The following is an 11965-nucleotide window of genomic DNA, read 5'->3' as shown; positions in this document are numbered from 1 at the left end:
AGACCAGCCATGCGGATCGACTATAGCGAGCCACGCCAATCCTCTGGTTCCAGCAGCTCAAGTATCAGCAGCAGTCCACGCAAGACTGACAGCTCATCCTCTTCCAACCTGATCTTTATGTGTGTTCTTGCCGGCTTTATTTTTTTCACCGGTTTTGGTACCGGCTGGTTTTTTTCACAGAAGGCTGCGAAAAAGGCCTTCAGAGCTGCGATGGAGCAGCAGAGCCTTGAATCAAACCCGAAAGACACAAAAAAACAACCTGATCAACCAGCACCGCAACCACCACAAGCCGCCGCAACACCACCTGCCGCAATCCCCTCCGCTGGCAAGCCTGCGCAACAGGCAGCCCCCACGGGACAGGTGCCGCTCTCTTTCTTTGAAAGTCTTCCCAAGGGTCAGAAGCAGACCGTGCTTGGCAGCGGCATAAATGAGAAGCCGAAACCGGCAGCTTCGCCTGCCCCACAACCGCCTCAAACGCCTGCAGCCGCAACCAAACCATCAGACACAAAAGCTGGAAACTCCGGCTTTCTGGTGCAGGTTGCTGCCTTTGCCAACGTAAAAGAGGCTGAAAACACCAAGGCCAAGCTTGCCGCAAAGGGCTACAGCGCCTCTATCTCAGAAACAAATCTTAACGATAAAGGCACTTGGTACCGCGTCCGTATCGGCCGCCATCTTGATAAAGAGGCCGCTTCCGAGATTGCCGGCCGGGTAGGTAGCGGAGCAAAAGTGCTGCCTGATCAGGAATAAGAAACTTTTATATTGACTTCGCCTTGCGATTACTGCTATAAGTTCAATTCCTCACGTCGCGGGGTGGAGCAGTCTGGTAGCTCGTCGGGCTCATAACCCGAAGGTCACAGGTTCAAATCCTGTCCCCGCAACCAAATTAACAACCGCCTCTTTGGTCTACCGAAGGGGCGTTTTCAAATGGCTGCTTAGCTCAGCTGGCTAGAGCATACGCTTCATACGTGTGAGGTCCGGGGTTCGAGTCCCTGAGCAGCCACCATTAGAGAGTCTGGGACAGTCCAGACAAGACCAAAAGCCCTTGAGTTTTCAAGGGCTTTTTCTTTTATGTTGTCCACACCAGTCTATATTGGTATGCTTGAATCTACGTTTTTTGGGGATATATTTTCGGTAAAATATCCCCAAAGCAAATTGGGTATCCCCAAAACGGAGGAAAGCGCCATGCCTAAAAGGATTGTACCCCTCTCCGATATTCAAGTCTCCAAGGCCAAACCCAAAGACAAAGACTACAATCTGTTTGACGGTGGCGGACTCTATCTACTCGTTACAACAACAGGCGGAAAACTCTGGCGAATGAAATACCGCTTTGAAGGCAAAGAACGCCGAATTGCATTTGGTTCTTATCCTGAAATATCCTTGGCAGATGCAAGGAGACGGAAAGAAGAAGCGCGAAAGCTCGTTGCAAACGGCACTGATCCGGCAAATGCAAAGAAGGCACAAAAGCAGGCTGGTGAAGACAGGGCTGCCAACAGCTTTGAAGTAATAGCAAGGGAGTGGTACGGAGCCTTTCAAGACCAATGGACTCCAGGCCATGCCACCAAACTCTTAAGCCGAATGGAACGGGAGCTGTTTCCCTATATCGGGTCAATGCCGATTGAAGAGATTAAGGCCCCGGACGTGCTAAAGGTTCTGAAACGGATTGAATCAAGGGGGATACTGGAAACAGCCCACCGGGTAAAGACGATCATCAGCCAAGTGTTACGCTATGCCATTGCACACGGCAGGCGGGCTGATCGTGACTGCACAGCAGACTTAAGAGGAGCATTACCCCCAGCAAGAGCAAAGCACTTCGGGGCACTAACAGACCCGAAAGAAGTTGCCCCCCTGTTACGGGCCATAGATAGCTTTCAGGGAAGTTTTGTAGTCAAGTGCGCCTTACAGCTTTCCCCTGCCCTCTTTTGCCGCCCAGGGGAACTGCGAGGCATGGAGTGGGCAGAGCTTGACCTTGATGCTGCTGAATGGAACATCCCCGTTGAAAGAATGAAGTTGAAGAACCAGACCAAGCAAGACCGCAAGGGGCAGTTTCACCTTGTCCCCCTATCCTCCCAAAGCGTTCAGATTCTTAAAGAGCTTCACCCCCTGACTGGTCACAGCAAATATGTTTTCCCCTGCCACCGCACACCGTTGCGACCAATGAGTGAAAACGCAATTACTGCAGCCCTGCGCCGACTTGGGTACACCGGAAGCGAAATGACCGGCCACGGCTTCAGGGCAACCGCCCGAACTATCCTTGATGAAGTGCTGGGGTTCCGCCCCGACATCATAGAACATCAGCTGGCCCACGCCGTAAGGGATGCAAACGGCAGGGCCTACAATCGAACCTCTTTTCTTAAGGATCGTCGGCAGATGATGCAGCAATGGGCTGATTACCTGGATGGATTGAAGGCTGGGGCGAAGGTGATACCACTTAGACAGGCGGGGTAAGTGGATTAACACAAGGACTTGATTTATACTTTTGAAAGGTATATTTTATGAGCTGGACAGTCAGGTTGTCACGCACAGCAGAAAAGCAAAAAAACAAACTACCGAAAACATTATCCCAGATCCTGTATGCGTTGATCGGAGATATTGAAGCCGGTGGCCCCGTCCGTGGAGACTGGCCGAACTACGGGAAACTTTCCGACACCAGACATCATTGCCACCTCAAGAAGGGTAATCCAACCTATGTAGCAGTCTGGGAAGTAAAGGACGGGAAGATTAAGCTGGTGGAGGTTACGTATGCTGGAACGCACGAAAAAGCACCATACTGATTCAGTTCGCTTTATTGGATCGACTAACAAGGTTCAAGAGCTGCGGGCATTTGCTGCCAAGATCGGCTTGCAGGAAGCTGATGACAGCATTCCCTGGCGCGAAGCGTTCCCCGAATTTGCAAACAATGTGGCAGGTACAACCCTTTCAGGATTTCGGCACCGGGAGGCCATGACCCAGACACGGCTTGCCGAAGTAACCGGCATTCCCCAGCGGCACATCAGCGAAATGGAGAACGGCAAGCGCATTATTGGCGTTGTCAGTGCCAAGCGACTTGCTGAGGCGTTGCACTGCGACTACAGGCGACTGCTATAGCTCATCATAGAATCAACACCACTTCACACCAAAGGCGACTACAGTTTATGCAGTCGCCTTTGTCTTATGCCCCACCTCCCACAAACCTATCCATGACACCCTATCACCATATCAATAGACCAAGATCTATTGATAGCAAAAACGTGATAGGTTGCGCTTATGTAAAATCAACAACTTACAAGAAGCAAAACCGGTGAAAAAATTAAAACCTTGACAGTACTTAACCCTATTGATAGGTTTATCCCATAGTCTTTAACTTGATGATAGCAACAGACAGGGAGGAACCACCATGGCTAACATCGGCTATGCACGGGTAAGCACAGAAGGCCAGGAACTGACCGCACAGCTTGAGCAACTAAACGGGGCAGGCGTAGACAAGATATTCAAAGAAAAAGCATCAGGCGTAAAGCAGGACCGCCCACAGTTGGCAGCAATGCTTGAACACCTCCGCGAAGGTGACACCGTAATCATCTGCAAGCTGGACAGGATAGCCCGCAGCACTAAACACCTGTTGGAGATTGTGGAAGCACTGGAAGCCAGAAAGGTCTCCTTCAAGGTCTTGAACATCAACCTGGACACCTCCACCCCCACCGGTAAGCTGATGCTTTCCATGCTGGCAGCTATCGGACAGTTTGAACGTGAAATGATGTTGGAGCGGCAGCGAGAAGGGATCAGGATAGCCAAAGACGAAGGGCGCTACAAAGGCCGCAAGGCAACCGCACGGGCATTGTCTGAGCAAGTGCTTGAACTGCTGGCCCAGGGCAAGACCAAACAGGCGGTAGCTGATGAACTGAAGATAGGTATTGCCAGCGTCTACCGGATAGCCAAGGCAGCAAAACAATAAACCACTTGCGGAGGCGATAGCACATACGCTATCATTCAAACATGGGAAAAAGTTCAATCAACTTTGATACACCCAGCAGTGTTGCTTTCAATGATCTGCTGAAGGTATGCCGACAGCACTTTGGTGAACCAAGGATTGTTGGCAGTCACCATATATTCAAAACACCGTGGCCCGGAGATCCCCGCGTAAATCTGCAAAGGGATGGTAAGATGGCAAAGCCGTATCAGGTAATACAGGTACGCAAAGCGATTGAGAAACTGGAGAAGAGCCATGAAGTATGATGTAAAAAAATACACCTACCGGATTGAATGGTCTGAAGAAGATCAGGCGCACCTTGCCCGCTGTCTTGAGTTTCCTTCACTTATCACCCACGGCAAGACACCAGAGAAGGCCCTGAAGGAAATTGAACTGGTAGTTGCTGAATCCATCAAATGGATTGAAGAGGAAAAAGGCATTGTTCCTGAACCTCTGGGAGCCAGACAGTACAAAGGGAACATCACCTTAAGGGTGCCGCCTGGTGTCCATCGTCAGCTTGCCATGCTTTCAGCAGAACAAGGGGTATCCATCAACCAACTAGTGCTTTCACGTCTGGCTGCTGCCTGATCATCTGCACCAGGTAAAAGTAGAAGCGTCGCAAAATGTCGCTGATTTCTGGCAACGGCACCTGCTGAATCCCCCCGTACTCTTCGCCTTATTTCGCCACACCTGAAAACACCAAAGGGCAACCGATAACGGCTGCCCTTTTTCTTGAAATACTTCTTGAAAATTCTTCTTTTTCACAAGGCGCAATGCGTCCTGAAATGTCCGGTTTTTTCCAGGGCGCAAGCTTGCTCTATGCGTCTTCTTTTGTCTTGTTTTTCCGGGAGAAGTAAAGGCGGCTATTGATTCTCCTTATTTCTCCTGTTTTGCTTCATCCGGTTCAACCGGTATGCGTTCGAGCTTTATGCGTGTTGCACCTGGCTTAATACTAGACTTTTCAAGCTTTTCATCTGCAGCGGCAGTGGCAAGCTGATCTGAATCACCATCATAAAGTTTCCGAAACTGATATGCTAAATCTATCATCTCGTGTGGCGGGAGCATAATCATATTGAGAAAATTTATATAAGCTGCCCACCCCAATACACCGCCCGTGTCTACACATGTCATATAAAGCTTAATTTTATCACGGATATCATTAAGCAACGCTGTATATTCAGCTTCTCCCAACGTCTCCGTTCCTGTTACCCCCGCAATCTTTGGGTAAGGTATGCCAGCTACGGAATACGCAAGCCTCTCTGGAACACCTATTTGTGCAACCGCCTTTGGTTCGCTTTCTAGCACAGGGGGTGCTTCCACTTTAGGAGTTTGCTCACCATACCCACCGCCTGGATACGGCTGCTCTCCAGGCCGGGCAAGCATCGGCTCTTCACCATCGTTAATCCACTTCAAACTAATACCTAACCTATAGCAAACAGCCTTAACAAACCTGTCTGTTAACGGAGTACTACCAGACAAAAGCTGCCTGACTGACCCTTCCGCATAATCAGTGGTAGTAGCAACAGTTTTATTGCGTTCCCCTCGCTTAACCCCAGCAGCTACAAGTGCCTCTCGCAGGCGAATTAACTTTGGGTTTGATGATTCCTCAGTTGCCACATTTCACCCCATCCGAAAGATCATCCGAAATTATCATCTGTCCGCAATAATTGCGGACAGATGATATCACAATTAAAACACAATGTTTTCTATATTACAACACCACAGGGACGAAATAATATATTATGTATTAAATCAGAAACCACAAAGTGCAAAAAAATACAAAATAGACGTTTACAGACTTCGGAAATTTGTGATATTAGTCAGACAAATAGATACATTATCTAACTTTAGCTCAGGGGGATATATGCAAACTACTACACCGCAGATTCAACCAGGCAGGCTGCTGACGATTAAAGACGTGCAATTAGCCCTATGCTGCGGCAAGGCGAAGGCGTGGAATCTGGTCAAGGCTGGCCACCTAACAAGGGTGCGTTTCTCGGCCCGCATGACTCGTTTTAAGTCTGACGAACTTATCGAATTGATTGAGAAAGGGGTTTTGCAATGAGCAACGAACGCCTTGCAGAGATCATCCGGCAGATTGAGGAGCTGCAGGCACTGGAGCCACCAGGTCCGCGCGGGGATGATGGACCGCCAACGGACATCGGGGCGTTCAATTGGTGGTGCGATTTGCTCCAATCAGACCACCAACCCACCATTGGCGGGAAAGCACCGGACAGCCTCAAAAATCTAATCGAATCCGCCTACAATAAAGGCCAAGTTTTTGAAGATGCTGGTGATTACAACCTTGCAAAAAAGTGGATGGACATAGGGACGCTGCTGCTGGCGATGTGCATTGAAAAATACGGATTTGAAGCCATGTAAACGAATAAAATAGTTAGGAAAAATTAGGTAATTCAAAAACCTTAACAAATCGTAACAAATCCTAGCGTTTACGAAACAGCCTGACCAGCCGCCTGAACGCTAATCAATGCTAACACTTTAAATCTTGGAGCATCAATGGCGCGCTGGGCACCTATCAATCTAACACTGCTGCAACATCTCAAGCCAGGAACCTTGCACTCAAAGGTTGATGCCGCGCTGGTACTGGCTTCTGACCGCATGAATGGTGTTGAACGGTCAGCTCGAGAGTATTCCAAAATTTGGGCATGGTCCCCTGCAAAGGTTTTGCGATTCATGAGCGATCCTGAAAACAGCATAAATTTACAACAAGTCAGTGACGAGACAAGCAAAGCCTGTTCTGGTGGTGGTTTGCGGGGAGACACGAGTCAACAACGAGACAAAATGTCAACAAATATCAGCGAGTCAGAAGCGAGTCAAACGCGAGTCAGTGACGAGACAGGCAAAACGAGTGTTGACGGTGCTTTGCTGGGAGACACGAGTCATAAGCGAGTCAGTAGCGAGTCAGTGACGGAACACCTATTTAATAAAGAAACAAAGAGAGATTCTTTTGTGCAATTTTATGCCGCCTACCCAAAGCACAAAAACAAATCAGCTGCAGAGAAGGCATTTACAAAACTCAATCCCTCCCCAGAGCTTCTCACCCAAATGCTGGCCGAACTCGAATGGCAGAAGCAGCAATCGGAATGGCAAAAGAACAACGGGCAATACATACCCCTGCCCGCATCATGGCTCAATGGGCGGCGGTGGGAGGACGAGCACCCAACAGCCCCCACACTCCCCGCAACTGGCACCGCCGACGCCGGAGGAGCCAGCGTCGAATACCTGCGCAAGGCGGGACTAATCGCATGATTCCGCATAGTTTGATCGATAAATTTTCAGAGCGGGAAATTATTGGCGGTCTGCTGATAGCACCGGACTCGTTGACTAACGTTCACGATTTACTGCAGCCAGGCCACTTTTACGCGCCGGAGTATGGCGCAATCTACGCGGCAATAGTTGAGCAGTACCGGGCCAAGGCTGAACCCAGCTTTGCCGCCTTGGCCAAGGCAGCCGGGGTAAAGCCCGACATGTTGGTGGAGCTGACTGGCGATGCAATCCTTGGGGCACGGCGACAGACCGCTCAACGGCTGGTGGAGCTGGCGCAAAAACGCAGCTTGCTGAAGCAACTGCAGGGGATCGCGGCCCGCCTGCCGGATATGACGCCTGACGAGCTGCCCGGAGAACTGATCGGTCCAGCCGTGAGCATCAACCTGGAAGGGTCCGCCAAGCGGGTCTACGGTGCTCCAGAGCTGGCAGCACGTGCGGCAGAGCTGCAGGCGGAGCGCCAAAAAGAACCGGGCATAATCCGGGGTACACGCACCAATTACACAGCCCTGGACTTGACGCTGCGGGGGCAGCGGCCCGGTTGCCTGACCACAGTAGCCGCAGGGACCGGCGTGGGCAAGTCCACCCTGGGGCTTAATCTGACCTATCTGGTAGCCGCCCAGGGCATACCCACGCTGTTGATCTCCACCGAAAATAACGCCGACGAGAACCTTGATCGTTTGGCCGGAATCATCACCGGCAAAGATATCAAAGACATCGAATCGGGCCGTTATGCTGCTGACATCACCGGCAGAGTTTCCGAGGCTCTTAAAAATGCCCCCCTCTACCTCACTGATAACCGCCCCCGCAACATCCACGAAGTGGTGGGCACCATGACCCGCTACGCTCTGCAGCACGGTATCCGGTACGTGGTGCTGGACTACATCGGCGAAATCGCAGCCGAACCCAGCGCCCCGCGCAACGAAAGCGAGGAGCAACGTTTGGCACGCTGGACCCAGATGCTGCTGGATGCCGCCCGGATGCTGGACATTCATCTGGTGTTGCTGGCCCAGCTTAACCGCAGTGGTAATTTACGGGGTCGGCCAACCAAAACCGAGCTGGCCGGTTGTTTCCGTATTGCCCAGAAGTCCGCCGCCCTCCTGATCCTTTGGCAAAACGAAAAATCACAAGACATCCTCACCGTAGACAAAAACCGGCAAGGAGCCGCGAAGGTTGATATCGCTGTGCGATTTAACCGGGCCAACCAGCGCATCCGAGAGCTGGGGTACTGGATCGAGTCAGAGGACCGCATTGTCCCACCCAGCAACGCTACCGGCAATGTCGCCGATTACGTTGACCTGGACGCCGAAGAGGACGCGCCATGATCAAGATTATCCGAGCCTGCAGCGTGAAGATAGACAACGTCATTCAGCACTTTGGCCCAGGGGAAACACTAAGCCTGCCGGTTGAAAAAGAATTACGCATCATCAAGGCCGGATATGCCGAAACCGTGCCGGACGCGACCATGTACCGCAAGCTCTGTCAGGAACTATCCCAAAAAGACCCACGGGGCGGCTGTTGGGATTGGCTGGTACAGCATCAACCCAATACATGGCGTAGCTTTATGCAAGGATTCCTTGCCGGTGATGTAGCCAAAGCCCGCACTGTTTTTGATCAGGCGGTAACCGCCTGGAAAATATCAACCAAGCAGCAATAACCACCGGCAGAGCCGGAACCAGAAAGGAGATACACCATGTTCGACACCGTAAGCGACCGCCTCCAACAGCTGTCCTATAAACACGCAATACTGAGGCTAGCACTTGTATCCGCCACAAAAGAAGGGATGCAGGAGTTTGAAAACGAAGCCTTGGCAATGTTCGCTATCAACCTCGAAACCGAGACCCGCAGCATCATTGAGCAGCATGACAAAGAAATGGAACAGCAGAAAGGACAGCACCATGCAGACAACCAAAATTAAGGACATTATATTTAATGTCCAGGACATTGTGGACAACCTGGAGTCCTTCAAAACTGAACAACGCTTGATCAGGTTGAGTCTTTCAGCGCTGCGGGAACCAGCCAATCAGGCCGACATTGCTTTCAGCATCCGTTCAATAGCTGCCTTTGCGGAAATGACTGAAGACAGCCTTGCCGGCACAATCGAAGTGATTCAGCGATCACTAGCTGAAATCCAGCAAACGGAAAGGGGATAACACCATGCAAAACGCCACCGAAATCCTTAATCAACTTGATGTAGTCAGCCGGAACCTTGAAATACTGCGTATGGCTCTTGCTGGGGCAATACCAGACGGCGGTATGGATGATTGGCACGCCCACAGTTTCTCTGCATTTTGCTGGGAACAAAAACACCAAGTGGAAGAAATTTATAACCTTATTAGCTTAAACCAGAAAGGACAGCACCATGACAACCAACCCACAGCTTAACCGTAACGTCACCCTTGACGAAATTGCACAACATGTACGCCAGACTGCAGACGCCCTGTTTGAAGGGGATCAGGACGCCGTAAGCGATCATTTTATTGATCTTTATGATTTGCTGTTCCCCGATGGATCACGACCCGCCACCGATGAAGAGATTGCAGGGCTTGAAATGGACCCCCCTGCTGACTACCTGATTCTACAGGACGACGACCTTACCCGAACCGACCGCACTGAGTCTGAAACCCTGGAACTGTTGCATGAAGTACAAAATCAAATCCTGGACGGCGAGCGGGAACCGGCAGCGTTTCTGGAGGCAATGGAGCTGATGTACCGGATATCCCGCCAGTACACCGCAGCCAGTGAACAGGCAGCACAGCGGGCAGAACAGGCCGAGGCCCGTCTTGTGCAGCTGATGCAGCAAAATCAGCACCTCTTGGGACTGCTCAGCCTTATTTCGAAAGGTGCAGACCAATGCACCCCCACCTACACCAACTGAGGGGATCAGACATGCAACTTACCAAAGAGCAATTATCCGGCGAACACAACCGCCTGATGGCAGCCAGGATCAAGCTTTTCATGCGTCGAGACGAGGGGCAGCAGCGGCTGGCAGAAATAGAACAGGAGTACCCTTGCCTGCTGGTTGAATACGCCAACGGCAGCAAGGACGCCGCTGATCTGCAAGCGCTTGAAATGGAAAAGATTCAACTGACCGCAGCAGCACAGGCCCCCTACAGTGCCGCCGCCAAACAGTTTGACGACCGCATGAAAAAGGTACGGCTTGCCCTTGACAACATCAACAACATTGAACGGTTGCGGAAACAGGATGCCGATTTCGGTATTTTCTTCAACACGATCCTACGCCGCCGCAGCCTGCAGACAGGCGACGAAGAACAGCTCCGGTCATACGCCTGCAATCAGTCGCAATTCAAAGAACCGGTTGACCGTTTAATTGATCAACTAAACGATTTTAGCATGCGGGGATACGGCGCCACGCCTGTACCGTTTGAACAGATCGTTACAGTACCTGAGCTACCGGAAGAACCTGACACCAGCGAAGTACTAATAAGCCTTTAAAGGAGAAACACCATGGCAGACGAAACAATGAAACAAGGAATAGCTGGTACCTCATACGACACCAGCAAGGTATTTGACCCTTCAAAACAGCAGAAAAAAACAACAGAAGCCCCTGCTATTGCAGGTTTGGCAGCTTCCCCCACGGATGGCTTCAGTACAACTGCAGGCTCCAACTACTACAAACAAAACCAGATACCAAGCACATCCCCTGTTGAACCCATAGCAGGCTATAAGCCGGGTACATCTCCACAAGGTGGGACACCACCCCAAAACCCGACACAGGCAATAGCAGGCCCACTGGCAACATCTGTCAACCGACCACAAGTACAGCCCATTGCCGGTTTTAGTCTCGCCGGTTCTGGTGCCTCTGCTCCAGGCGGCAATAGCCTTATCAGCACACCCAAGGCTATTGCCGGCATAACACCAGACAACCTGCAGACCCTGGGTAAAATGCAAGAATCAGGCATGTCTGCAGACGGTGTGCGCCGGATGGATGCAATCAACCAGCGTACCATTGCCGGTATCGGAACATCAGGCAACAGCCTGCTTGACGACAAGGGGAGAACCTATAACGAACAGGTGGCACACGCTGACAAGGTCAATGCAGTTAATGCTCTGCCGGTTATGAGCGGTAAAGAAACTGCAGCACAGGCTATTCTTAATGATCCCCGTGCCAGCAGCATTACCCGCAGAAATGCCGCACAGGATTTGGTTGGATTCAATAGCCGAATGGAAAGCGCCAAAACACTGCTGGGTAATCAGCAGGCCCAGACTATTGCAGGAATTAAAGCCCAGGGTGACCGGTACTCAACTGACCAGCAGCTTGCAGGCGTAAAATACAACGCTGATGCCCATGTAACGGCTGCCGGTATTACTGGTGATGCAAACACTGCCAAGGCGCAACAGGCTGCACTTGGCAAACAGCAGGAACAGGGCCAGAAGGACTACACAGACCGGGTGAAAGGGTTAATGTCTAATTGGTCAAAGCTTAATCTTCCCACCGATGTAGCCCCCAAGCTGAACTACTATGCAAAGTTGCACGCTGAGGCTGAAAACCCCAATGGCAAGCTGTTTATGATGCCACCAAACCGGCAAGGCGGGCAGTACGCAGTTCTTCCCAAAGCATATGAACCGCACTATCAAAAACTGCTGCAGCACATGCCCCACAATGATGCAGCAGCCAAAGTGTACGCCGTGGCCCAAAAGAACGGACATGCCATAGACATGCCAGACTTCAACCGCTTCCAAACCAAGCGGGATGCAGTCAATGGGGGTTAGGTT

General features: G+C 51.1%; 18 protein-coding genes and 2 tRNA genes. 19 read left to right on the top strand and 1 reads right to left on the bottom strand.

Annotation, left to right across the window (positions count from 1 at the left end; all coding sequences use genetic code 11):
• Nucleotides 1-9 precede the first annotated feature (9 nt).
• From B5D39_RS09860 to B5D39_RS09820, 8 genes are all read left to right on the top strand, one after another.
• Nucleotides 10-747 carry an SPOR domain-containing protein gene (locus tag B5D39_RS09860; RefSeq protein ID WP_161947475.1) on the top strand — a complete coding sequence of 246 codons (738 nt, stop codon included), beginning with the start codon at nt 10-12 and terminating at the stop codon, nt 745-747.
• Between the two features lie 57 nt (nt 748-804).
• A tRNA-Met gene (locus tag B5D39_RS09855) sits at nt 805-881 on the top strand.
• A gap of 45 nt (nt 882-926) precedes the next feature.
• Nucleotides 927-1003 (top strand) — tRNA-Met (locus B5D39_RS09850).
• Nucleotides 1004-1182: 179 nt separating this feature from the next.
• Entirely contained in the window at nt 1183-2445 is a 1263-nt protein-coding gene (locus B5D39_RS09845; RefSeq protein ID WP_078790382.1) for a tyrosine-type recombinase/integrase, read from the top strand.
• A gap of 294 nt (nt 2446-2739) precedes the next feature.
• The gene (locus B5D39_RS09835) at nt 2740-3084 is read left to right on the top strand and encodes a helix-turn-helix domain-containing protein (protein ID WP_078790298.1); all 345 of its coding nucleotides are present in this window, start codon (nt 2740-2742) and stop codon (nt 3082-3084) included.
• Between the two features lie 289 nt (nt 3085-3373).
• A complete protein-coding gene (locus tag B5D39_RS09830; RefSeq protein ID WP_078790297.1) occupies nt 3374-3928 on the top strand; it encodes a recombinase family protein in 555 nt (184 codons plus the stop codon).
• Nucleotides 3929-3969: 41 nt separating this feature from the next.
• A complete protein-coding gene (locus tag B5D39_RS17020; RefSeq protein WP_078790296.1) occupies nt 3970-4209 on the top strand; it encodes a toxin HicA in 240 nt (79 codons plus the stop codon).
• Nucleotides 4199-4531 carry a type II toxin-antitoxin system HicB family antitoxin gene (locus B5D39_RS09820; protein ID WP_078790295.1) on the top strand — a complete coding sequence of 111 codons (333 nt, stop codon included), beginning with the start codon at nt 4199-4201 and terminating at the stop codon, nt 4529-4531. Before B5D39_RS17020 ends, B5D39_RS09820 begins: the two co-directional genes overlap by 11 nt.
• 288 nt (nt 4532-4819) lie before the next feature.
• Here the strand turns inward: B5D39_RS09820 and B5D39_RS09815 are convergent, their stop codons facing one another.
• On the bottom strand, nt 4820-5560 hold the full coding sequence (locus tag B5D39_RS09815) for a hypothetical protein (RefSeq protein ID WP_078790294.1): 741 nt from the start codon (nt 5558-5560) through the stop codon (nt 4820-4822).
• Nucleotides 5561-5807: 247 nt separating this feature from the next.
• Here B5D39_RS09815 and B5D39_RS09810 point away from each other — a divergent pair, with 247 nt between their 5' ends.
• The 11 genes from B5D39_RS09810 (at nt 5808) to B5D39_RS09765 (ending at nt 11962) form a co-directional block, all read left to right on the top strand.
• The gene (locus B5D39_RS09810) at nt 5808-6008 is read left to right on the top strand and encodes a helix-turn-helix transcriptional regulator (protein ID WP_078790293.1); all 201 of its coding nucleotides are present in this window, start codon (nt 5808-5810) and stop codon (nt 6006-6008) included.
• Nucleotides 6005-6325 carry a hypothetical protein gene (locus tag B5D39_RS09805; RefSeq protein ID WP_078790292.1) on the top strand — a complete coding sequence of 107 codons (321 nt, stop codon included), beginning with the start codon at nt 6005-6007 and terminating at the stop codon, nt 6323-6325. Before B5D39_RS09810 ends, B5D39_RS09805 begins: the two co-directional genes overlap by 4 nt.
• 135 nt (nt 6326-6460) lie before the next feature.
• Nucleotides 6461-7213, top strand: a complete 753-nt coding sequence (locus tag B5D39_RS17015) for a hypothetical protein (protein WP_161947474.1) — start codon at nt 6461-6463, stop codon at nt 7211-7213.
• Entirely contained in the window at nt 7210-8553 is a 1344-nt protein-coding gene (locus B5D39_RS09800) for a DnaB-like helicase C-terminal domain-containing protein (protein ID WP_161947473.1), read from the top strand. Before B5D39_RS17015 ends, B5D39_RS09800 begins: the two co-directional genes overlap by 4 nt.
• Entirely contained in the window at nt 8550-8885 is a 336-nt protein-coding gene (locus B5D39_RS09795; protein ID WP_078790290.1) for a hypothetical protein, read from the top strand. The genes B5D39_RS09800 and B5D39_RS09795 overlap by 4 nt, the downstream gene beginning before the upstream one ends.
• Nucleotides 8886-8921: 36 nt before the next feature.
• Nucleotides 8922-9146, top strand: coding sequence for a hypothetical protein (locus B5D39_RS09790; RefSeq protein ID WP_078790289.1), 225 nt, complete (start codon nt 8922-8924; stop codon nt 9144-9146).
• A complete protein-coding gene (locus B5D39_RS09785; protein WP_078790288.1) occupies nt 9127-9381 on the top strand; it encodes a hypothetical protein in 255 nt (84 codons plus the stop codon). The genes B5D39_RS09790 and B5D39_RS09785 overlap by 20 nt, the downstream gene beginning before the upstream one ends.
• A gap of 4 nt (nt 9382-9385) precedes the next feature.
• Complete coding sequence (locus B5D39_RS09780) at nt 9386-9613, top strand: hypothetical protein (RefSeq protein ID WP_078790287.1); 228 nt, start codon at nt 9386-9388, stop codon at nt 9611-9613.
• Complete coding sequence (locus tag B5D39_RS09775; RefSeq protein ID WP_078790286.1) at nt 9591-10106, top strand: hypothetical protein; 516 nt, start codon at nt 9591-9593, stop codon at nt 10104-10106. The genes B5D39_RS09780 and B5D39_RS09775 overlap by 23 nt, the downstream gene beginning before the upstream one ends.
• 11 nt (nt 10107-10117) lie before the next feature.
• Nucleotides 10118-10684, top strand: a complete 567-nt coding sequence (locus B5D39_RS09770) for a hypothetical protein (protein WP_078790285.1) — start codon at nt 10118-10120, stop codon at nt 10682-10684.
• Between the two features lie 12 nt (nt 10685-10696).
• A complete protein-coding gene (locus B5D39_RS09765) occupies nt 10697-11962 on the top strand; it encodes a hypothetical protein (RefSeq protein ID WP_078790284.1) in 1266 nt (421 codons plus the stop codon).
• Nucleotides 11963-11965 lie beyond the last annotated feature (3 nt).

It is taken from the genome of Trichlorobacter thiogenes (assembly GCF_900167465.1).
Lineage (GTDB): Bacteria > Desulfobacterota > Desulfuromonadia > Geobacterales > Pseudopelobacteraceae > Trichlorobacter > Trichlorobacter thiogenes.
Note: the sequence above shows the minus strand (reverse complement) of the source record. Positions and strands in the feature narration are given on the sequence as shown.